Genomic DNA, 19,729 nt, shown 5'->3' with positions numbered 1-19,729 from the left:
CTACATCCCCTGCCATGACGCGATGAACGACGGCACGTCGCCAGCCGGCATCGGACGCCCGAAATGATAGCCCTGGACCATGTCGCAGCTCATGCGCTGCAGGAGAGAGGACTGGAAGGCCGTCTCGACACCCTCGGCCACGACCTCGATCCCGAGATTGTGCCCGAGGCTCAGCACGGCCTTCACGATGGCCGCGTCGCCCGCGTCCGATTCCAGGCCCTGCACGAAGCTGCGGTCGATCTTGAGCGCGTTCACCGGAAAGCGCTTGAGGTGGGACAGGGAGGCATAGCCGGTGCCGAAATCGTCGAGCGCGATGGTGACGCCCTCGGCACTCAAGGTCTGCAGGGCCCGTTCCACCAGCTGGGTGCTGGACCCGAGGAATACGCTCTCGGTCACCTCCACTTCGAGGCACTGCGCCGGCACGCCCGCCTGCCTCAACTCCTCAAGCACGCGCTCGGCATAGTCGTCACGGCGGAACTCGGCGGCCGACGCGTTGATGGCGATGCGCCCGAGGGTGAGACCGGCATCGAGCCAGCGGCGCATGTCGGACAATACGCAGGAGCGCATGCGCTCGCCGATGGCGGTGCCCAGTTCGGTATCGGCGAAGGCCGGGGCGATTTTCTCCGGCGATTGGATGCCGCCGCGCGGGTGCTGCCAGCGCAGGAGCGCCTCGAAGCCTCCCAATGCGCCGGAGGCCAGCACCACCTTGGGCTGATAGAACGGCATGATCCAGTCGGATGCCACGGCTTTCGCCGCCACCTCGAGGGCCGAGGCCGTTCTCTGCGCCTCCTGACGCAGGGCAGGGACGAACATCTTGAAGGCGCCGCGGCCGGAACTCTTGCTGTGATAGAGGGCGAGATCCGCCTGCTTCTGCAGGTCTTCGGGGCTGGTTCCGGCGCCGAACGCGGCGGCCCCGCCGATGCTGGTGCGGCAGTCCAGCGCCTTGCCGTTGCGCTTGAGCGGCTCCTGCATCCGCGACAGGATCGCCTGCGCGGCTGCGGCGACCTCCTCCTCGTCGCCGATGTCGGGCAGGATCACGGCGAATTCGTCGCCGCCCAGGCGGGCCACCACGGCGGCCGGTTTCACCACCTGCAGCAGACGCTGGGCGAATTCCTTCAGAAGATCATCGCCTGCATCGTGACCGAACCGGTCGTTGATCTGCTTGAGGTGGTCGAGATCCATGACCAGCAGGCCGACGGCGCGCGGCTCGTCCGCAGCCCCGTCCAGGGCGTACTTGAGGCGTTCGCGGAAAAACCGCCGATTGGCGAGGCCGGTGAGATCGTCGTGATAGGCGGCCCGGTGCAGCTGTTCCTCGGCGACCTTGCGGTCGTGGATATCCTCCACCGTCCCATACCAGCGGATCACCGTGCCGTCCTGAGCAAAGCGCGGGATCGCCCGGCTCCGGAACCAGCGGTAGCTCCCATCGCCGAGGCGCCCGCGGCATTCCACGTCGAGGGCTCCACGCGTACGGACGGCCTCGCCCCATCGCTGCCGAACGAGGGGCAGGTCGTCGGGATGCACGGCCTTGGCCCAGCCGGTTCCCGTCGCCTCGTCGGGATGGGTCCCCATCAGCTGGTTCCAGCGGGAGGAGGTGCTCAGCACCGTTCCGTCCGCGTCCGCCGTCCAGGGAATCTGAGGATTCAACTCGACGGAATAACGGTAGTGGTCCTCGCTCTCGCGCAGGGCCGCCTCGCTCCGCTGGCGCTCGATGGCGAGCGCTGCCAGATGCGGCAGGGCATCGATGCTCGCCATCTCCTGCGGCGTTGGGGAGCGCGGCTCCGCATAATAGAAGCCGAAGGTGCCGAGGACGTCGGCGGATTGCGAGAGGATGGGCTTCGACCAGCAGGCCTGCAGGCCGTTCTGGAGAGCCAGGTCTCGCCACCGGGCCCAGAGCGGATCGCCTGCGATGTCGGACACGATCACGGTGCTGCGACGATGGGCGGCGGTGCCGCATGACCCCACATCCGGCCCGATGGGCAGGTTGTCGACCGCGGCGTTGTAATTCGCCGGCAGGCTGGGGGCCGCTCCATGACGGAGCACCTGGCGCGAAGCATCAAGAAGAAGGATGGAGCAGCGGGCTCCTGCAATCTGATCCTCCGCAAGGTGGCAGAGCGCGGTCAGCACCTCGTCGAGCGGCTGCCCTGCGGCGATCATTTCCAGAACCCGCGTGTGGCCCTGGTGGGTCAATTCGGCAATTTTGCGGTCGTGAATGTCCTGGGTGGTGCCGTACCAGAGGCTCACCGCGCCGGTGGCGTCGCGGCGGGCGCCGGCACTGGAGCGAACCCACCGGTAACTCCCGTCGGCGATCCTCATCCGGTATTCGCATTCATAGGACCCCGAGGCCCAGGAGTCGCGGCGCGCCTGCTGCAGCTGCGCCACATCATCCGGATGCACGATCTGCACCCACCCGCTTCCCAAGAGCTCGTTGAGGGGAATCCCGATGATCTCCACCCAGCCGGGACCGGCATAGAGAATCTTTCCGTCCGAGTCCGAAACCCAGGGGATCTGACGGCTCAGATCAATGACGTAGGGGTACAGGTTCTCCTTCTCAGAGAAAGAGTTGTCTGGAGCCGGAGATATCTTCTCGCGATAAGATCTCGCCTCTGAAAAGGGCGGGGTGGTTTTGGTTCGGTGCATGTAATGGGCTTAAAAAATGACTGCCGCGAGAAGACTAAAATCTTGGCCGAGATCGGAGGTTCTGTCCATTGCGCCTCGAAATCCAATTGGTCGCAAGGTAAACCGGCGCAGCCATTTCAGCCTCATCGGTGGCGACTGAAGTGAAATGTGAAAAGGCCGGCCAGCGCGAGCTGACCGGCCTTGAAGCGCGGCATTAGGCCTGGTTCCGGGTTTTAGCCTTCCTCGCCCGTCACGCCGGCGGCATCCTGGGCCTTGAGCACCTCGGGGCGCGGCATGGAGATGATGTTGTAGCCCGAGTCCACGTAGTGGATCTCGCCCGTCACGCCGCCGGAGAGGTCGGAGAGCAGGTAGAGGGCCGAGCCGCCCACATCCTCGATGGTGATGTTCTGGCGCAGGGGCGAGTGGGCCTTCTGATAGGTGAACATCAGGCGCGCATCGGCGATGCCGGCACCTGCGAGCGTCCGCACGGGACCGGCCGAGATGGCGTTGCAGCGGATGCCCTGGGGGCCGAGATCGTTGGCGATGTAGCGCACACTGGCCTCGAGCGCTGCCTTGGCCACGCCCATCACGTTGTAGTTCGGCATGACCCGGGTGGAGCCGCCATAGGTGAGCGTGAGGAGCGAACCGCCCTTGCGCATCCGCTTGGCGGCGCGCTGGGCGATCTCGGTAAAGGAGAAGCAGGAGATCACCATGGTGCGGGAGAAGTTCTCCCGGGTGGTGACGTCCACATAAGGGCCCTTGAGCTGCGACTTGTCGGAGAATCCGATGGCGTGAACCACGAAGTCGAGGCCGTCCCAGGCCTTGTCGAGGGTGTCGAACACCGCGTCCACGGAGGCGAGATCCTCCACGTCGCAGGGGACGACCAGGCTGGAGCCGAGCGACTGCGCCAGCGGGGCCACGCGCTTGCCCAGCGCCTCGCCCTGATAGGTGAAGGCGAGTTCCGCCCCGTGCTGCGACAGGGCCTTGGCGATGCCCCAGGCAATGGAGTGATCGTTCGCGACGCCCATGATGAGGCCGCGCTTTCCTTGCATCAGACCGGTCACGTGGGTTCCCCTCTGCATCGGCTCCAGGGTGCGACGCCAATTGTTATGAAAGTGTGCATCGCGAGCCGGAAATGTGGTGGCGGTGAGAGCGTCCATGCGAGGTCCCCTTGGAATGAGTGGGAATTCGCATGGAGCCGTCTCAGGTTTATGACAGAGTCTTACCCGTTGTGGCGGCTGAAGACGAGTGTGGCATTGGTGCCGCCGAAGCCGAAGGAGTTCGAGAGGACCGTGTCGATGCGGGCATCGTCGACCCGCTTGCGAACGATGTTCATGTCGGCGAATTCCGGGTCGATCTCGTCGATATGCGCGCTCTCGCAGATGAAGCCGTTGTTCATCATCAGCAGGGAATAGATCGCCTCCTGCACGCCGGTCGCACCGAGCGAGTGGCCGGTGAGCGATTTCGTCGCGGAGATCGGCGGGCACTTGTCGCCCGAGCCGAAGACCGTGCGGATCGCCTCGATCTCCTTCTGGTCGCCCACAGGGGTCGAGGTGGCGTGCGGGTTGATGTAGTCGACCGGGTTGTGCACGTTTTGCAAGGCCATGCGCATGCAGCGGATCGCGCCCTCGCCAGACGGGGCCACCATGTCGTAGCCGTCCGAGGTCATGCCGTAGCCGACGATCTCGCCGTAGATGCGGGCGCCGCGGGCCTTGGCGTGCTCCAGTTCTTCGAGCACCAGCACGCCTGCGCCGCCGGCGATGACGAAGCCGTCGCGGTTGACGTCATAGGCGCGCGAGGCGCGGGCAGGGGTGTCGTTGTACTTGGTGGACATGGCGCCCATGGCGTCGAAGAGGTTGGACATGGACCAGTCCAGATCCTCGCAGCCGCCGGCGAACATCACGTCCTGCTTGCCGTACTGGATCATCTCGTAGGCGTTGCCGACGCAATGGTTCGAGGTCGCGCAGGCCGACGAGATGGAATAGTTCACGCCCTTGATCTTGAACCAGGTGGCGAGCGTCGCCGAAGCCGTGGACGACATGGCCTTAGGCACGGCGAACGGGCCGATGCGCTTCGGGCCCTTTTCGCGGGTGATGTCGCCGGCTTCCAGAATGATGCGCGTCGAGGGACCGCCCGAGCCCATGATGATGCCGGTGCGCTCGTTGGAAATCTCGTTCTCCTCCAGGCCTGCGTCGCGGATCGCCTGATCCATGGCCACATGGTTCCAGGCCGTGCCTTTGGCATGGAAGCGCATGGCGCGACGGTCGACGATCTCCTCCGGGTTCAGGCTCGGGGCGCCCTGCACCTGGCAGCGGAAGCCGTATTTCGCGAAATCTTCAGCCTTGCTGATGCCGGATTTCGCTTCGCGCAGAGAGGCCAGCACCTCCTGCGTGTTGTTGCCGATGGACGACACGATGCCCATTCCGGTGACGACGACGCGCCTCATAGCCTAACCTCTTCTAAGGACCTTCACTGCCGGCCTGTCCCGGAGACGTAAGGCCGACCCTGCTCAATCTCAACCGTGAGCCTGCGATTGGTTGACGGCACGATGCGAAAACCAAGGCTCCTGCCGCCGAGCAGCGAGGCCGGTTTTTCGAAAAAAGCAGGCTTTGTCAACAGGATGTGAGCACGGCGCCGGCCTGGGAGCCGACGCCGCGATGAATTCCGGAGCATCGGACCCAAAATGGGATTTGCCCGTTTGGGATCGATTCGATGCTTCTTCTCGGGATGCGCTAGCCGCCGACCGGGGCTTCGGCCTGGAACAGCCCGACGCGCATGTCCTTGGCCTCGTAGATGCGGCGACCATCGGCCTCGAGCCAGCCGTCCGCGATGCCGAGCACCAGCTTGGAGCGGAACACGCGCTTGAGATCGACGCCGTAGACCACCTTCTTGACGGTGGGGAGCACCTGATCGGAGAACTTCACCTCGCCGACGCCGAGCGCCCGGCCGCGGCCAGGCGAACCGCCCCAGCCGAGGAAGAAGCCGGTCATCTGCCACAGGGCATCGAGGCCGAGGCAGCCCGGCATCACCGGATCGCCCTTGAAGTGGCAGGGGAAGAACCAGAGGTCCGGCCTCACGTCGAGCTCCGCCACCACATGGCCCTTGCCGTAGGCGCCGCCATCCTCGCCGATGGAGGTGATGCGGTCGAACATCAGCATGGGCGGGAGCGGCAATTGCGCGTTGCCGGGGCCGAACAACTCTCCGCGCCCGCAGGCGAGGAGCTCTTCATAATTAAAGCTGGACTGGCGGGCCATGCCGGATGCCGATCCTTTCCCTAGGGTCTCAAAAGGGGCCTCAAGAAAGCCTCGGGGCCATGGTGCGGCTCTGGTAGCACAGGCTTGGCCGTCCATCAAAGGGACCTGAGCCGGGATTCTTCGCTCCCTAGGATCCTTGAGAACCCTGTCGTTCCAAAAGCCGCCCCTGGGTTTGCCTTGCGGCAACCCTCTCGCTTTCCTATTATCGTGATGTTAGAAGCGCGCATTCGTCCATTCAGTTCCGTGACATGACCGATCCTTTGTCCGCCTACATCGCATCCACCACCGCTCCGGCGCATCGGAGGGGCTGCCCCGTGTCCGAATTGCGGGACAAGCTGCGGCGCGTGGGCCTGCGCCCGACCCGCCAGCGCGTGTCCCTGGGGTGGCTTCTGTTCGGCAAGGGCGACCGGCACATCACGGCCGAGATGCTCTTCGACGAGGCGACCCGGGCCCGCGTGCCGGTGTCGCTCGCCACGGTCTACAACACCCTGCACCAGTTCACAGAAGCCGGCCTCCTGCGCCAGCTCGCAGTGGACGGCGCCAAGTCCTATTTCGACACGAACCCCACCGAGCACCACCACTTCTTCCTGGAGGAAGAGGGCGAGCTTGTGGACATGCCCACCTCGGGCCTGAGCGTCGCCGACCTGCCCCAGCCGCCCGAGGGCATGGAAGTGGCCGGCGTGGAGGTGATCGTCCGCCTGCGCCGCAAGGCATAGTCACCACCCTCTGAAGCGGCATTCCGGTTTTTAGCGCATCGTGCGGACCCAGAGGGCCACGTCAGTGAAAAGTGGCCCCGGTTTTTCGCGCTCGACGATGCGCCGCTTAAGGGATTGAGTATCGGATCAATCCCGGAAGTACCTTCCACTTTTGGGTCCGGTGCCTCAGATGCCGCTCAGTCACAGCCTCGCCGCCCTTCTCGTTACGGTCATCTGGGGCCTGAGCTTCGTCGTGATCAAGCTCGGTGTCGCCACCACGCCGCCCCTGCTGCTGGCGGCCCTCCGCTTCCTCTTCGCCGCCATCCCGGCAGTCTTCTTCGTCCCGCGTCCGAAGACCAGCTGGACGAATGTGGTGGCCTACGGCTTCTTTCTCGGCGTCGCTCAGTTCGGCCTGCTCTTTGCCGCCATCGCGCTCGGCATGCCGGCGAGCCTCGCCTCCGTGGTCATGCAGGCGCAGGTCTTCTTCACGATCCTCTTTGCCGCTGTCCTGATGAACGAGCGGCCCGGGCCGCATCAGATCGTCGGCGGCCTTGTTGCCGGTTTCGGCCTCGTGCTCATTGCCTGGCCCCGGATGACCGGCGGGGGCGCCGGACCCTTCCTCATGACGGTGATCGCCGCCGCCTGCTGGGGCGTGGCCAACATCGTGTCCAAGCGGGCCGGGCGGGTCGACATGCTGGGCTATATCGTCTGGTCGAGCCTGGTCGCGCCGCTGCCGCTGCTCAGCCTGTCGCTCTGGCTCGACGGCCCTGCCGCGGTGATCGCCGCGCTGACCCGCATGGACGGCGGGACGCTCGCGGCGGTGGCGTATCTCGCCTACCCGACCACGATCTTCGCCTTCGGGATCTGGGCTTATCTGCTCTCCCGCCACCCGGCCGCCACGATCACGCCTTTCGCGCTCTTCGTGCCGGTTGCCGGGATCCTGGGGTCGACCCTGATCCTCGGCGAGGCCATGCACCCGATCGAGGCCGTCGGCGGCGCGATTATCGTGCTGGGGCTCGCCTTCAACGTATTCGGCCCGCGCCTCATGAGGCGCGGGGCTGTTTGAACGGCACTGTCATCCCGGGGCCGCACAGCGGAGCCCGGGATCCATAAACACGACAGCTTGCGCGCAAGGCGCCTCGGAAGCCGGTGCGTTCTAGCCTGTACCGTCAGCGGTTATGGATTCCCGCCTGCGCGGGAATGACAGTGAAGAGCGGGTCTTAACTGTTCAGCGAATGAAGCCGAAGCCCACGAGGCCGTAGACGATCAGGAAGATCGCCACGAAGACGTTAAGAAAACGGGGCGCGACCAGGGAGGCGATACCCAGCACAATGGCTAGGATCGGGAGCAGCTTGAAGCTCAGGTTTAGACTCATGGGAGAAGGCTTTCGCGGACAAGTTACGGTGTTGCCTTCTAGCCCTGCAATTCTTGAGAAATCGGTAAAGGCCTACTCGACCGTCTCGTTGGGATAGACGCCCCACAGCTTCTCCTGCTGGATGTAGCCGTCCACGTCGCGAGCGCCGTCCATGGCTATCGTCACCCGGCACCACCGGCCGTCGCAACCCTTGATATTCGTGATCACCCCCGGCTGGAGATGGGCCACCACGCCGCTCTTTTCGTCCGCGCGGTCGAACAGACTGATCGGGGGCTGGTTGCCCTTGGCCCAGGGCATGGCGAGGGCGGTGCGGCGTCCCGACAGCAGCGAATGGAGAACCCAGCCCTCGGTGCCCTCCGAATCGCGGATGCGCCGCCAGGTCTCGTATTCGGCGATGATCTCCACGGGCAGCCCCGCGCGCTGGAACACCCAGGCGGTCCGGTGATCCTTGGAGGGGCCTTCGCGCAGGTTCACCCGGTCGGTCTTGAGGCTGACATAGCGGGGCACGGGCAGGCCTGTGCCCAGGCGTCCGCCCGGAGGCTGCTGCGCAAGAGCCGCGCCGGTGCTCAGGCTCGCGACAGCAAGGGCAAGGACGATCTTGCGCATGGTTTCTCCGATCATGACTTTGTCTTGAATGCCCGGCTCTGGTAGAGAAGCTTGACGGATGCCGCCACGGGGCGGGTCGTCCCCTTTGATCGCCGAACCAGGGTTAAGAGAGCGTGAAACTCTTTAGACTTCGCGGCTTTTTCAGTGCTGAGGGTTTGTGAACCGATGAAGAAAAGACCCTTGGTCGTGGTCACCCGCCGCCTGCCCGACGTGATCGAGACGCGTCTGCGCGAGCTGTTCGACACGCGCCTCAACCTCGAGGACAGGCCGCTCTCAGCCGAAGAACTCGCGGAGGCCGTCAAGACGGCCGACGTGCTGGTTCCCACCATCACCGACGAGATCGATGCCGCGATCATCGATCAGGCCGGCTCCAGCCTGAAGCTCATCGCCAATTTCGGCAACGGCGTCGACAATATCGACGTGTCGGCCGCGGTCGCCAAGGGTATCACCGTCACCAACACCCCCGGCGTGCTCACCGAAGACACGGCGGACATGACCATGGCGCTGATCTTGGCGGTGGCCCGCCGTATCCCGGAGGGCGCCCGTGTGATCCCTGACGGGGATTGGGCCGGCTGGTCGCCCACCTGGATGCTCGGGCGGCGCATCACGGGCAAACGCCTCGGCATCGTCGGCATGGGCCGCATCGGCCAGGCGCTGGCCCGCCGCGCCAAGGCCTTCGGCCTGTCGATCCACTACCACAACCGCCGCCACGTGCCGCCGAAAATCGAGGCGGAGCTCGAAGCGACCTATTGGGAATCCCTCGACCAGATGCTGGCCCGCATGGACATCGTGTCCGTGAATTGCCCGCATACGCCGGCCACCTACCACCTGCTCTCGGCGCGGCGTCTCAAGCTCATGAAGACGGACGCGATCCTGGTGAACACGGCCCGCGGCGAGATTATCGACGAAGGGGCGCTGACCAAGCTCATCGAGGCTGGCGCCATCGCGGGCGCGGGCCTCGACGTGTTCGAGGAGGAGCCCGCCGTCAATCCGCGCCTCGTGCGGCTCGCCAAGCAGGGCAAGGTGGTGCTCCTGCCCCATATGGGCTCGGCGACGCACGAGGGGCGCGTCGCCATGGGCGAGAAGGTGATCGTCAACATCCGGGCCTTCGTGGACGGCCACAAGCCGCCGGACCGCGTGCTGCCGAGCATGCTCTGACTCTGCTCCAGGACGAGTGGAAATCTCCGGATCCGCTGATTTTCGGACGAACGCCCTTGCTCTAACGTTGCTCTAACATATGTTAATCGAGACGAATCGCGTGAGCCGACCCACGTCACTCCGACCCACACCTCTGTCGCGAGCAAATCAGTTCTGATGAACGGCCATTCGATCCCCCCGCGACCTGTGGTGCTTCTCGTCGAGGACGAGCTTTTCGTTCGCATCGCAACCGCCGACGCTCTCATGGATGCCGGGTTCGAGGTGATCGAGACTGCCAATGCCCAGGCCGCCCAGGAGGTCCTCGCGAGTCGCACCGACATCCGTGTCGTTTTCACCGACGTGCAGATGCCGGGCTCCATGAACGGCCTCGAACTCGCATCCCTCGTGCGTCGCGAGTGGCCGCACATCTCGGTGGTCATCACGTCAGGTCATTGGCGGCCGGAGAGCAGCCACCTGCCGGAGGAGGCGGTCTTCATCGCCAAGCCTTATGGCGAGCAGGCTCCCGCGAAGGTGATCCAAGCCTTGCTGGATTAGCCTCGATAGTCACGCCGACTTCATGAGCAATCCGCATGATCGACCTCACGATCCCACGAGGACGTGAAGGTGTGGGCCGCGACATTGTGAAACCAAAATCAAACTCGAGCATAAACATATGTGAGTGCGGCTAAGAACGGAGTTTGGCCAGAACAGGGCCGTTCCTACCCCAGCAATGACCTGTATGACCAACCCCCTGATCTTAAAGCTCGAACAGCGCGACCAGCTCTCCGACGCCGAGAAGAGAGCGCTGGAAAATGCGATTTCCCGCGTCAGGGTCGTCGAGGCCGATGAGGACATCGTGCGCGAGGGGGATCGTCCGAACGAGAGCTCCCTGCTCCTGGATGGTTTCGCCGCCCGCTACAAGCTCGTGTCGAATGGGCGGCGGCAGATCTCCGCACTCCACGTTCCGGGCGATTTCCTCGATCTGCATAGTTTTCTTCTGAAAACGATGGATCACGGCGTCCTGGCGCTGACCACCTGCCGCATCGCCGCCGTTCCGCATGCGACGCTGGAAAAAATCACCGACGAGTTTCCCCATCTCACCCGGATGCTGTGGCTCAACACGCTCATCGACGGTGCCATTCACCGGGAGTGGCTGACCGCCATGGGGCGTCTCTCGGCAACGGCCCACATGGCGCACCTGATCTGCGAGCTTTATCTGCGTCTCAAGGTGGTCGGCCGCGCCGAGGGCGATACGGTTCAACTCCCCATCACGCAGGCCGAACTCGGCGACACCTTGGGGCTCTCGACCGTCCACGTGAACCGGGTGCTGCAAGAACTGCGCAAAGAGGGGCTGATCCGGTTCCAAGGAGACTCTCTGACCATCCTCGACTGGGAGCGGCTGAAGAAAGTAGGCGAGTTCACCTCCACCTATCTCAGCCTCCAGAACGAGCACCGGTAGTCCGACGCCTCCGAACGCACGATGCCCGAAATCACCCTGCAGCCCATATCCGTGATGACCGATGGCGGCGGCCATGAGGGACACCTCGTTCTCGCCGCCGGGCATCTCGTGGCTGTTCTCTCCCGCGTGACGGCAGAGGAAACCCTTGGCGAGCGGGAGCAGATCGAAGGTTGGTTTCTGGAGGCCGGCTTCGGCCCCTGCGGTCCCCTAATGAGCGTCACCCCTCCGGTCTTCACGGATCTGGACCAAGCCCTGGCATGGATCCGCACGAGGCTGGAAGCGGGCCTCGACCCGAGCTGACCGGATCAGCGGGCCAGCTGCCTGACGATCTCCTCGGCGGCTCGCTCGCCTTCCTCCCAGGCTCCCCCCGCCGTGCCCCATTGGGCCCGCGACAGCGCCTCGCCGGCAAACCAGATCCGCTCGCCGACCGGCGCCTTCAGGGTGTCGCGGATCGGGTAGGACCCCGGCGGCACCACCGCCCAGGAGGCGCGAGACCAGGGATCGTTGCGCCACGCGGTGCTGTGCAGGGCCGAGAGATTGCGGATGGCCCGGTGGCCGAAATGCTCGGCCAGCACCGCGCGGGCAAACCGGAACGGCGCATGAGCATCCCGCCGGTCGAAGCCTGCGGCACTGGGCTGGTCGAGCTCGAAGAAATGGAACGGCGTGCCGTCGATGCAGGTGAGAAGCCCCGGCGGCTCCCGGCGTGTGCCGGTGAGGCTGGCCAGGCGATCCGCTCCGCGGAACAGCGAATTCGGCCAGTGCAGCACCACATGCTCGTAAACGCCCTGCGTGAAGCCATGGACCGCCTCCTGGACGGCATTCGGCAAGGCAGGGGTAAACCGGATCGTGTCCTGCTGCAGCACCGCCATGGGGGCGGTCACGATCACGGCTTTCCCGCGCAGCGTTCCGGCAGTGCTCTCGACCCGCACGCCTTGAGCCGACCAGTCGATGGACCGCACCGCGGCCCCGAGACGGATCGGCAGGCCTCGCGCCAGCCGGCTCACATAGGCGCCGAGCCCGCCCGCGATGAAGAGGTTGTCGGCATATTCCATGCTCGGGAAATCGTGCAGGCTGACCTGGTCGAGCGGCCTCCCTGAGACCAGCCCATGGATGGCCGCCACCCGCCGCCCCTGCGGCCCCATGGGGGGCAGGACCTTTGCGGCCGGCTGGTCCTCACGGGCTTTCGCTCCTTCGTTCATGGCCCTGTCGGCCATGGCGAAGGCACGGTCCAGCGCCGCGCTGTCGGCCCGGCTTCCCGGTTGGCCGCGCACGAAGAAATGCCCATCGACGGGAGCCCGGCGCAGGGGCTCGCGCCGCTCGAAGCCCAGCTTCACCAGAGGGTTGATGGGACCTGCATGGAGCCAGTGAGCGCCGAGATCGACCGGGTGGCCCTTGAAGCTCCGCGTGAGCGCGCGCCCGCCGATGCGGTCCCGAGCCTCCAGGATCGTGACCGTGAGCCCACGGGCGATGAGATGCCGCGTGGCCGCGATGCCGGCGCTGCCTGCGCCGATGACGATCACATCTGGATCCCCTGCAGGGGTGATCGACGTTTCGGTTTTCAACGGCACAGGTTCCCCCACCTCTCGCTTTGCGGCGGCTTCGTTCATAAGTAAGCTCCGCAGCGCATCAAGCGTGGCCTTAAAGTTTCAGGGGACGAAGGACAGATGCTCATCCAATCGGTTTTCGCGGCAGCCCGCGAGGTCTTCTCGCCCCCGCTGCGGCGCATTCTCTGGAAATCGATCGGATTGACCCTGGCGCTGCTCGTCCTCGTCTGGCTCGGCCTGACGAAGCTGTTCGACATCTTCCTCACCAATCACGATCTCAGCGCCACCTACCCGATCATCGACAGCTTCGCGTTCTTTCTCGCGGGCTTCGGGCTCTTCGTGGCGCTGATCTACCTGTTGCCTGCGATCTCGGCCATCGTGGCGGGCTACTTTCTTGACGACGTCGCCGAGGTGGTCGAGCACAAGGATTACCCGGCCGATCCGCCGGGCCGGGCGCTGCCCTTCGGCAAGGCCCTCCTTTACGGCATCCGCTTTGCCGGCCTGTCGCTGCTGGTGAACCTCGTCGCCCTGCTGCTGTTCTTCATCCCCGGCATCAATATCGGGGCGTTCTTCGTGGCCAACGCCTACCTGCTCGGGCGCGAGTATTTCGAGCTGGCGGCGGGGCGCTTCTGGCCGGCCGAGGACGTGGCGCGCCTGCGTACGGAGCACCGGGGGACGGTGCTGGCCGCCGGCGCCGTGGTGGCTGGTCTCGTTCTCGTGCCGGTGCTGAACCTCATCACGCCGGTTTTCGGCGCCGTGATGATGGTTCACCTGCACAAGAGGCTCACCCGCGGCCGGGCGGCGATCTCGGACCGCCGGGAGGGGCAAGCCTCCCTTGGGAACCATTAAAAGGCTAAGCCTCTCAGCGGCTCGCCTGCTGGCCGATGGCCGGACCGGACGCCCGCTCCGGGTGGAAGTCGGATTCAGGTCCTCCCGAGCGGGGGGCGAGCAGGTCCGGCATCGTTTGTGTCGCGTTGCGCTTGAGGTCGAACTGGCCGGTCTTGCGGAAGCGCACCAGATAGCTCGGCACGATGGCCTCGATGGTGGTCGGCGTGATGCCCAAACCCTGAAGCGTGCGGCCCTCGGTTGCGGCGCCCTCCGAGACCACGTTGTCGCGCTCGAGCAGGATCGCCTGATCGCGGGTGGTGACGAGCTCGTTCGGCAGGAGGCCGAGGGTCAGCCAGTCGAGCGTGCCCATGACGCTTCCCATGGCCCTGGCGGCACTGGCCGGCACGGGCACGATGGTGCGCTTGCGCTCGGTGACTTCGAAGACGAGCTCCATCATCTGGCGCAAGGTGCGGATCTCGGGGCCGCCGAGCTCATATGTGCGGCCGGTCGGCACCCGGCCGTCCACCGCCGCCACGATGGCCGCCGCCACATCGCCCGCATAAATCGGCTGGAAGCGGGTGTCGGCGCCGGGCAGGGGCAGCACCGGCAGCATACGGGCCAGCGTCGCGAAACGGCTGAAGGAGCCGTCGCCCGGCCCGAACAGCAGGGAGGGGCGCAGGATCACCGCATCCGGCCGCACCTGGAGCAGGGCTGCCTCGCCCTCGGCCTTGGAGCGGGCATAGGCCGACTCCGAGTTCGCATCTGCCCCGATGGCCGACACATGGGTGATGGAGACTGCCTTCTTGGCCAGCCGCGCGATCATCGCCGGCGCCTGGGCTTGCAGCGTGTCGAAGCGCTGGCGGCCCGTCTCCTGCAGGATGCCCACCAAGTTGATCACGTGATCGGCCCGGGCCACTGCATGAGTCACTGAATCCTCGTTGCGCAGGTTGGCATGGATCGGGTGGATCTGCCCCACCTTCCCCAAGGGAAGGAAATTCGCCATGTTCGGCTGCCGGGTCGGCACGAGCACCCGGTAGCCGCGCTGGGCGAGAAGGCTCACCACATAGCGGCCCAGGAAGCCCGACCCGCCGAAGACGGTGACGATTTGCTGCTCAGGCGTGCGAAGGGCACCGATCATGAAACTCTCCTGCCCGGACAAGACTGTGGGTCCAGAGCTTGGGTGTGGAATTTTGAATGTCTCTAGTCAAACGCCGTTGCCCTGTGAAGAGGTGCAGGCCGAAGAAAGCGCATCGGTCGCATTTTCGGTGATTGACGCGCCGTCCGAAGCACCGTAAACGAAGCCTCGCCGAACAGGCAGGCCCAGGTGGCGGAATTGGTAGACGCACTGCTTTCAGGTAGCAGCGGGTAACACCGTGGAGGTTCGAGTCCTCTCCTGGGCACCAACAATCCTCTAAAGGATTGATCCGCAAGCAAATCCAGATAGACCGAGGCTGAGTGGCTGCGCGAGTGGCACACATGGCCCTTTCGATGTCACTTCCCTGGAAGCATCCCAAGATCGGAATTGATTGGCTTCGCAGAGGCGCCTGGGACGCCTCGCGACCTGTCGTCGGCAAGCGGGACATCAAGCTCAGTCTCAAGACCAAAGACCCTGAGAAGTCGAAGCAGGAGCACCTCAAAGCTCTGACCGAGCCGGAGGCGCCTAAGCTTGCCCAGGCGGTTCACGATGCCGTGCTTGCAGCCTGCCGGGATAGCCCGAGCCAGCGCACCTCCTGGAACGCGGGAGTCGGAGGAATTCTCTGGAAAGTCCCGGCGTTGGATTTCACCAAGCGGCTCGATATGGGCCTGACGGACGATCCGACGTGCCATGAGGGTTGCCCCCATCGGCATCTGTGCGGGGAAGAAGCCAGGGCCTTTGCTCAAGCCGAGGCCTGCTCCCGGATGGGGAGAGCCAGGAGCGACTGGCAAAAGCCAGCGGTGCAGCCGCCCTGGAGACCTGCCTGAGGCGCTCAGATTCTCAAGGGCGACTTCCGGAAAGACGCCGTTGCTCCTGCACCAGATGCGCCGCTCATCGTTCCTCCGGCGTCGCCTCATGCCTCCCGAAAGGCAATCAGCTTCGACGACCTCGGACTGCAAGACCGTATGGACGCTGCCGACCCTGGTGCATGGCAAGCCCGCGTAGGGAAGGCCCGGGCTTGCCAATCGAGCCGTGTGACGGCAATCTCCGGCTCAACAATACATTCAGCGGGTGGTTGCCGGAGCATTGTCTCGTCGGGCGACAGAAGCAAGGGAAGCGGCCCAATCATGATCATGAACGGTAGGAATGCCGATGCCGGCGAGACGGACGAGGCCGCTTTGGTTCGGTCGAGGGCGGGGCTTCTCAGCCGCCGGTCGTTTCTGGCCGGCTCGGCCGCCGGAATCGGCGCGCTGGGACTGGCCGGCTGCGTGACATCCGACGGCATGAGCCTTGCCGAGGCGTCGAAGGTCTACGGCCCGGTGCCAGACGAGAAGTTCCCGATCCCGGCGATCGATGTGAGCAAGGTCGATCCGAAATATTTCCGCCGGACCGTCCGCTACGAGACCAAGGAGGCGCCCGGGACGATCATCGTCGATCCCGGCAATTACTACGTCTACCGCATTGAAGGTGACGGAAACGCCACCCGCTACGGGGCCAATGTGGGCCGCGACGGGTTCCGGTGGAGCGGGGACGCCTATGTGGGGCGCAAGAGCGAGTGGGCGACCTGGACCCCGCCCGCGGCGATGATCAAGCGCCAGCCCGAGGCGGCCAAATGGGCCCGCGGCATGCCGGGCGGCCTCGACAACCCGCTCGGCGCGCGCACGCTCCATCTCTATCAGAACGGCGCCTACACGCTCTACACGATCTATGCCAGCCTCGACGCGGAATCGATCGGCAACGGCATCACCAGCGGCTGCGTCGGCCTGCTCACGCAGGACATGATGCACCTGTACGACCAAACGCCGGTCAAGACGAAGGTGATCGTCCTGCCGGCATAACACCGCCGCCAGCCCCGGTGCGGGCGCTGCCCACGCGGGCAGCGCCAACGGCAGGCCTGTTCTTCGAGCCTGGGCGTTTGTGCGGGCGGCAATCCCCGGAAGGTCGATGACGCGACCTTGATGGTCACCAACCCTCCAGGTTGGCGACGCCTGCAGCCTGTATGCTGCCGGCCCCACCCCAGGCAGCAGGATGCTCTAGGCCTGGACGCGCATCCAGGGACTTGTCGGAAGCGCATTCCCATGCAGGGCCACGCCGAAAACCTCTGCGAGGGTAGCGGGGGTGAGGACCGTATCGGGTGATCCGCGGGTCACAAGACGGGCCTGGTGCAGGAGAACGAGGTCGTCGGCCACGCCGGCGGCCAGCTGCAGGTCGTGCAGGACGGCGATGACGGCGAGCCCCCTGCGTGCGAGATTTTTCGCGGACTCAAGCAGAGCAAGCTGGTGCTTCAGGTCGAGACTCGCGATGGGCTCGTCGAGGAACAGGGCCTGCTGCGCTTCCAGCGTTCGGCCGGCCGCGAGCTGCGCCAGCACCCGGGCGAAATGAACCCGCTGCCGCTCTCCGCCCGAGAGGGTCTGATAGTTGCGCGGCGCCAGATGGGCGACATCCGCCTGTTCCAAGGCCTCAAAAGCCAGACGCTGCCGGTCGCTGCCGGACAGGCCGCGGCCGATTCCTTGCGTGCCGAGGCTTGCCACCTCGAAGACCGTGAAGGGGAAGTTGAGATCAGAGGCCTGGGGCATCGCGGCCCTGCGATGGGCCAGACGCCAGGCCGGGATCGCGTGCAGCTTCTCCCCGTTCCAGCGCACGTTGCCACGTGCAGGCGCAAGCTCGCCGCACAGGAGCCGCAGCAGTGTCGACTTGCCGGCGCCGTTGGGGCCGACAATGACCGTGAAGGAGCCGCCGGCGAACGAGAGATCGATGCCGTCGACCAGTGCTCTGCCTCCGCTGTGATAGGCGAGATCCGTAGCTTCCAGGAGCGCGCTCATAGGGCCATGCCTCCCGGGCGGCGCAGCAGGAGCCAGAGGAAGAACGGCGCGCCGATGGCCGCGGTGAGGATGCCGATCGGCAGCTCCGCCGGTGCCGCGACGGTGCGCGCCACCGTGTCGGCGGCCACAAGCAGGGCGGCGCCGAGCAGCGCCGAGGCGGGGAGCAGCATCCGGTGGTCGGCGCCCGCCATCAGGCGCAGCATATGCGGCACGACGATTCCGACGAAACCGATCATGCCGGCGGCGGCCACCGAAGCGCCGACGGCGACCGCCACGAGCAGGATCGCCAGTGCTTTGACCCGCTGCACCGGCACGCCGAGATGGAAGGCCTCCGCCTCGCCGAGCGCGAGGGCGTTCAGGCCGCGCGCCAGAAAGGGCATGGCGAGAAGAGTGGGCAGGATGAAGGGTACGACCGTCATGGTCTTCGCCCAGGTCGCGCCGCTCAAGGAACCGAGGGACCAGAAGGAAAGATCGCGCAGCTGCCGGTCGTCGCTCACATACGAGAACAGGCCCATGACCGCGCCGGACAGCGCACCGAAAGCGACGCCGGCGAGCAGCATGGTGGCGATCGAGGTGCGGCCGCTGCGCGTCGCGACGACATAGAGCGCAAGGGTCGTCAGCAACCCGCCGGTGAAGGCGCCGATGGGCAGGGCCGTGAACGGCAGTGGCCCGATCAGCCGCGCCAGCAGCGCATCCCCGAGGACGATCGTCGTGGCGGCCGCCAGGGCCGCTCCTGCCGAGACGCCGATGAGGCCAGGATCGGCGAGCGGGTTGCGGAAGAGGCCCTGCATCAGGGCGCCGGACGAGGCGAGCGCCGCGCCGATGAGGAGACCGAGCAGCAGACGCGGCAGGCGCACCTGCAGGATGATGAGCCCGTCGCCACTCATCGCTGCCGTGCGGCCCATGATGGCATCCGCGACGATGGACAGCGTCCGCGACAGCGGAACGCCCGTGGCCCCGAGGCCGAGCGCCGCGAGGCTCACCAGCAGCACCAGCACCGCAAGAGCGGTCAGCAGCAAAGCCCTGGATTCGCGAAAACCTGTCCGGACGCGACCCTGTCGAAGCGCAATTGTTGTCATGGCTTCGCCTGGGCGACCTGATCGGGATGGAGCGCGGCCATCAGGTCGCGCGCCGCATCGGGGGTGCGCGGGCCGAAGCCGAGGAGATAGAGCGAATCCATCACCACGAGGCGCCGGCCCTCGGCGGCGGGCGTCGCCGCAAAGGCCGGATAGGCGAAGGGATCGGAGGCCGCGCCGCCGGGCCCGTGGTTCATCATGACGATGGCCTCGGGCGCCGCCGCGATCAGGCCTTCGTCCGACAGGGGCTTCCAGCCGGTGAGAGACGATGCCGCGTTGGTGGCTCCGGCCAGCGCGAGCATGGCATCGGCCGTGGTTCCTTGCCCGCCGACGAGCGGCCGTCCGTTCTGGAGCGACAGGACCAAGAGCGTGCGGGTCGCGCGCTTGACCCCGGCTCTCGCCTCGGCAAGCCCGGCAAAGCCTGCCTCGATTTCTTTCACGAGCGCTGAGCCCTGCTTGGGGGCACCAAGAGCCTGCGCAATCGCCTCGACACGCTTCACGATGCCGGCGGGGCTCGGCTCGTCGGTCACGCGGATGATGCGAACGCCGGCCTGCTCGATCAGCTTCAGGGCATCCGGTGGGCCGGATCCCTCCGAGGCGACCACGAGGCTCGGGTTGAGCGAGAGCACGCCTTCCGCGCCAAGGGCGCGGACATAGCCCACATTGGCTTTCGTCCTGAGCGCGTCGGCGGGGTACAGGCTCGTGGAATCCACGCCGACGATGTCGCCGGAATAGCCGAGGCGGTAGAGGATCTCCGTCACCGCGCCGCCGACGCTGACGATCCGGCGCGGGGTTTGGGCGCGCAGCGGGGCTGCGCAGAACAGGAGCGGCGATGCAAGAAGCAGCATGCGGCGTGACAGCATCGAGAGCATCCTTCTACTTGGTGAGGATCAGCTTGCCGCTGGCGGTGACGCGCAGGCGGTAGCGTTCGCCCCGGTGGAGGAGCACCACCTCGCGCCCCGCTCCGATCAGGCTTGCCACATCGATCTCTTTCGCCGGAGGTGCCCTGTCAGGCTTGATGTCCGATGGTGAAGGCGGGTTGTGCACGATGGTCCCCAGATTTTACTTGCTCTAAACTGCATATTAGAAATCCGCTCATGTATTCGCAGTTTAGAACTATGTAAAACTACGAAGACGAGAGCCCGTATTGACGCAGTTACTTGATTTGGCTATCGGATGTAA

At 65.6% G+C, this 19,729-nt stretch carries 21 protein-coding genes and 1 tRNA gene; 10 read left to right on the top strand and 12 right to left on the bottom strand.

Annotated features, from left to right (window positions below; translation table 11 throughout):
- The 4 genes from MA07_RS18670 to fabA all read right to left on the bottom strand — a co-directional run bounded on the left by MA07_RS18670 (position 1) and on the right by fabA (position 5,870).
- Complete coding sequence (locus MA07_RS18670) at positions 1–2,637, bottom strand: GGDEF domain-containing phosphodiesterase (RefSeq protein ID WP_052003310.1); 2,637 nt, start codon at positions 2,635–2,637, stop codon at positions 1–3.
- Between the two features lie 212 nt (positions 2,638–2,849).
- Entirely contained in the window at positions 2,850–3,680 is an 831-nt protein-coding gene (fabI, locus tag MA07_RS18665) for an enoyl-ACP reductase FabI (RefSeq protein WP_036354689.1), read from the bottom strand.
- Between the two features lie 158 nt (positions 3,681–3,838).
- Positions 3,839–5,062: a beta-ketoacyl-ACP synthase I gene (gene fabB, locus MA07_RS18660; RefSeq protein WP_036354483.1), complete on the bottom strand. Its 1,224-nt coding sequence runs from the start codon at positions 5,060–5,062 to the stop codon at positions 3,839–3,841.
- Positions 5,063–5,348: 286 nt separating this feature from the next.
- On the bottom strand, positions 5,349–5,870 hold the full coding sequence (fabA, locus tag MA07_RS18655; RefSeq protein ID WP_036354479.1) for a 3-hydroxyacyl-[acyl-carrier-protein] dehydratase FabA: 522 nt from the start codon (positions 5,868–5,870) through the stop codon (positions 5,349–5,351).
- A gap of 248 nt (positions 5,871–6,118) precedes the next feature.
- Here fabA and irrA point away from each other — a divergent pair, with 248 nt between their 5' ends.
- Both irrA and MA07_RS18645 read left to right on the top strand, forming a co-directional pair.
- On the top strand, positions 6,119–6,586 hold the full coding sequence (irrA, locus tag MA07_RS18650; protein ID WP_036354476.1) for an iron response transcriptional regulator IrrA: 468 nt from the start codon (positions 6,119–6,121) through the stop codon (positions 6,584–6,586).
- A gap of 169 nt (positions 6,587–6,755) precedes the next feature.
- Positions 6,756–7,631 carry an EamA family transporter gene (locus MA07_RS18645; RefSeq protein ID WP_036354473.1) on the top strand — a complete coding sequence of 292 codons (876 nt, stop codon included), beginning with the start codon at positions 6,756–6,758 and terminating at the stop codon, positions 7,629–7,631.
- A gap of 162 nt (positions 7,632–7,793) precedes the next feature.
- Here MA07_RS18645 and MA07_RS29065 read toward each other — a convergent pair whose 3' ends face one another.
- Positions 7,794–7,940 (bottom strand): DUF3096 domain-containing protein, encoded by a 147-nt coding sequence (locus MA07_RS29065; RefSeq protein WP_081929037.1) that lies wholly within the window; start codon positions 7,938–7,940, stop codon positions 7,794–7,796.
- A gap of 72 nt (positions 7,941–8,012) precedes the next feature.
- Positions 8,013–8,546, bottom strand: coding sequence for an SH3 domain-containing protein (locus MA07_RS18640; RefSeq protein WP_036354687.1), 534 nt, complete (start codon positions 8,544–8,546; stop codon positions 8,013–8,015).
- Between the two features lie 165 nt (positions 8,547–8,711).
- Between MA07_RS18640 and MA07_RS18635 the strand changes: the two genes are divergently transcribed.
- The 4 genes from MA07_RS18635 to MA07_RS29730 all read left to right on the top strand — a co-directional run bounded on the left by MA07_RS18635 (position 8,712) and on the right by MA07_RS29730 (position 11,442).
- The gene (locus tag MA07_RS18635) at positions 8,712–9,704 is read left to right on the top strand and encodes a D-glycerate dehydrogenase (RefSeq protein ID WP_036354470.1); all 993 of its coding nucleotides are present in this window, start codon (positions 8,712–8,714) and stop codon (positions 9,702–9,704) included.
- 156 nt (positions 9,705–9,860) lie between these two features.
- Complete coding sequence (locus MA07_RS18630; protein ID WP_036354467.1) at positions 9,861–10,238, top strand: response regulator; 378 nt, start codon at positions 9,861–9,863, stop codon at positions 10,236–10,238.
- A gap of 184 nt (positions 10,239–10,422) precedes the next feature.
- Complete coding sequence (locus MA07_RS18625) at positions 10,423–11,142, top strand: Crp/Fnr family transcriptional regulator (RefSeq protein ID WP_036354465.1); 720 nt, start codon at positions 10,423–10,425, stop codon at positions 11,140–11,142.
- Positions 11,143–11,163: 21 nt separating this feature from the next.
- Positions 11,164–11,442 carry a hypothetical protein gene (locus MA07_RS29730; RefSeq protein ID WP_036354462.1) on the top strand — a complete coding sequence of 93 codons (279 nt, stop codon included), beginning with the start codon at positions 11,164–11,166 and terminating at the stop codon, positions 11,440–11,442.
- Between the two features lie 5 nt (positions 11,443–11,447).
- On the opposite strand, the gene MA07_RS18615 is transcribed toward MA07_RS29730, so the two are convergent.
- Entirely contained in the window at positions 11,448–12,749 is a 1,302-nt protein-coding gene (locus MA07_RS18615; protein ID WP_036354459.1) for an NAD(P)/FAD-dependent oxidoreductase, read from the bottom strand.
- A 57-nt stretch (positions 12,750–12,806) separates the two neighbouring features.
- Here MA07_RS18615 and MA07_RS18610 point away from each other — a divergent pair, with 57 nt between their 5' ends.
- Positions 12,807–13,535 carry a sulfate transporter family protein gene (locus MA07_RS18610; protein WP_036354456.1) on the top strand — a complete coding sequence of 243 codons (729 nt, stop codon included), beginning with the start codon at positions 12,807–12,809 and terminating at the stop codon, positions 13,533–13,535.
- Positions 13,536–13,548: 13 nt separating this feature from the next.
- On the opposite strand, the gene MA07_RS18605 is transcribed toward MA07_RS18610, so the two are convergent.
- On the bottom strand, positions 13,549–14,652 hold the full coding sequence (locus tag MA07_RS18605; RefSeq protein WP_036354453.1) for a complex I NDUFA9 subunit family protein: 1,104 nt from the start codon (positions 14,650–14,652) through the stop codon (positions 13,549–13,551).
- A 180-nt stretch (positions 14,653–14,832) separates the two neighbouring features.
- On the opposite strand from MA07_RS18605, the gene MA07_RS18600 reads away from it, so the two are divergent.
- From MA07_RS18600 to MA07_RS18590, 3 genes are all read left to right on the top strand, one after another.
- Positions 14,833–14,917 (top strand) — tRNA-Leu (locus MA07_RS18600).
- 73 nt (positions 14,918–14,990) lie between these two features.
- Positions 14,991–15,476 (top strand): hypothetical protein, encoded by a 486-nt coding sequence (locus MA07_RS18595; protein WP_036354449.1) that lies wholly within the window; start codon positions 14,991–14,993, stop codon positions 15,474–15,476.
- A gap of 300 nt (positions 15,477–15,776) precedes the next feature.
- Positions 15,777–16,487, top strand: a complete 711-nt coding sequence (locus tag MA07_RS18590) for a L,D-transpeptidase (protein WP_036354446.1) — start codon at positions 15,777–15,779, stop codon at positions 16,485–16,487.
- A gap of 195 nt (positions 16,488–16,682) precedes the next feature.
- Here the strand turns inward: MA07_RS18590 and MA07_RS18585 are convergent, their stop codons facing one another.
- The 4 genes from MA07_RS18585 to MA07_RS29060 are packed head-to-tail and all read right to left on the bottom strand — an operon-like array spanning position 16,683 to position 19,594.
- Positions 16,683–17,471 (bottom strand): heme ABC transporter ATP-binding protein, encoded by a 789-nt coding sequence (locus MA07_RS18585; RefSeq protein ID WP_036354443.1) that lies wholly within the window; start codon positions 17,469–17,471, stop codon positions 16,683–16,685.
- Positions 17,468–18,550: an iron ABC transporter permease gene (locus MA07_RS18580; protein WP_036354440.1), complete on the bottom strand. Its 1,083-nt coding sequence runs from the start codon at positions 18,548–18,550 to the stop codon at positions 17,468–17,470. Before MA07_RS18580 ends, MA07_RS18585 begins: the two co-directional genes overlap by 4 nt.
- The gene (locus MA07_RS18575; RefSeq protein ID WP_244445284.1) at positions 18,547–19,410 is read right to left on the bottom strand and encodes an ABC transporter substrate-binding protein; all 864 of its coding nucleotides are present in this window, start codon (positions 19,408–19,410) and stop codon (positions 18,547–18,549) included. The genes MA07_RS18580 and MA07_RS18575 overlap by 4 nt, the downstream gene beginning before the upstream one ends.
- A 13-nt stretch (positions 19,411–19,423) precedes the next feature.
- Complete coding sequence (locus MA07_RS29060) at positions 19,424–19,594, bottom strand: hemin uptake protein HemP (protein WP_244445283.1); 171 nt, start codon at positions 19,592–19,594, stop codon at positions 19,424–19,426.
- Positions 19,595–19,729 lie beyond the last annotated feature (135 nt).

Origin of the sequence: Microvirga sp. BSC39 (assembly GCF_000739015.1) — a bacterium.
Taxonomy (GTDB): Bacteria; Pseudomonadota; Alphaproteobacteria; order Rhizobiales; family Beijerinckiaceae; genus Microvirga.
Note: the sequence above shows the minus strand (reverse complement) of the source record. Positions and strands in the feature narration are given on the sequence as shown.

Excerpts from the sequence above, each read along its gene's own strand:
- MA07_RS18670 (WP_052003310.1), bottom strand. The coding sequence starts at position 2,637 with ATGCACCGAACCAAAACCACCCCGCCCTTTTCAGAGGCGAGATCTTAT.
- fabB (WP_036354483.1), bottom strand. The coding sequence starts at position 5,062 with ATGAGGCGCGTCGTCGTCACCGGAATGGGCATCGTGTCGTCCATCGGC.
- fabA (WP_036354479.1), bottom strand. The coding sequence starts at position 5,870 with ATGGCCCGCCAGTCCAGCTTTAATTATGAAGAGCTCCTCGCCTGCGGG.
- irrA (WP_036354476.1), top strand. The coding sequence starts at position 6,119 with ATGACCGATCCTTTGTCCGCCTACATCGCATCCACCACCGCTCCGGCG.
- MA07_RS18645 (WP_036354473.1), top strand. The coding sequence starts at position 6,756 with ATGCCGCTCAGTCACAGCCTCGCCGCCCTTCTCGTTACGGTCATCTGG.
- MA07_RS29065 (WP_081929037.1), bottom strand. The coding sequence starts at position 7,940 with ATGAGTCTAAACCTGAGCTTCAAGCTGCTCCCGATCCTAGCCATTGTG.
- MA07_RS18640 (WP_036354687.1), bottom strand. The coding sequence starts at position 8,546 with ATGCGCAAGATCGTCCTTGCCCTTGCTGTCGCGAGCCTGAGCACCGGC.
- MA07_RS18635 (WP_036354470.1), top strand. The coding sequence starts at position 8,712 with ATGAAGAAAAGACCCTTGGTCGTGGTCACCCGCCGCCTGCCCGACGTG.
- MA07_RS18630 (WP_036354467.1), top strand. The coding sequence starts at position 9,861 with ATGAACGGCCATTCGATCCCCCCGCGACCTGTGGTGCTTCTCGTCGAG.
- MA07_RS18625 (WP_036354465.1), top strand. The coding sequence starts at position 10,423 with ATGACCAACCCCCTGATCTTAAAGCTCGAACAGCGCGACCAGCTCTCC.
- MA07_RS29730 (WP_036354462.1), top strand. The coding sequence starts at position 11,164 with ATGCCCGAAATCACCCTGCAGCCCATATCCGTGATGACCGATGGCGGC.
- MA07_RS18615 (WP_036354459.1), bottom strand. The coding sequence starts at position 12,749 with ATGAACGAAGCCGCCGCAAAGCGAGAGGTGGGGGAACCTGTGCCGTTG.
- MA07_RS18610 (WP_036354456.1), top strand. The coding sequence starts at position 12,807 with ATGCTCATCCAATCGGTTTTCGCGGCAGCCCGCGAGGTCTTCTCGCCC.
- MA07_RS18605 (WP_036354453.1), bottom strand. The coding sequence starts at position 14,652 with ATGATCGGTGCCCTTCGCACGCCTGAGCAGCAAATCGTCACCGTCTTC.
- MA07_RS18595 (WP_036354449.1), top strand. The coding sequence starts at position 14,991 with ATGGCCCTTTCGATGTCACTTCCCTGGAAGCATCCCAAGATCGGAATT.
- MA07_RS18590 (WP_036354446.1), top strand. The coding sequence starts at position 15,777 with ATGATCATGAACGGTAGGAATGCCGATGCCGGCGAGACGGACGAGGCC.
- MA07_RS18585 (WP_036354443.1), bottom strand. The coding sequence starts at position 17,471 with ATGAGCGCGCTCCTGGAAGCTACGGATCTCGCCTATCACAGCGGAGGC.
- MA07_RS18580 (WP_036354440.1), bottom strand. The coding sequence starts at position 18,550 with ATGACAACAATTGCGCTTCGACAGGGTCGCGTCCGGACAGGTTTTCGC.
- MA07_RS18575 (WP_244445284.1), bottom strand. The coding sequence starts at position 19,410 with ATGCTGTCACGCCGCATGCTGCTTCTTGCATCGCCGCTCCTGTTCTGC.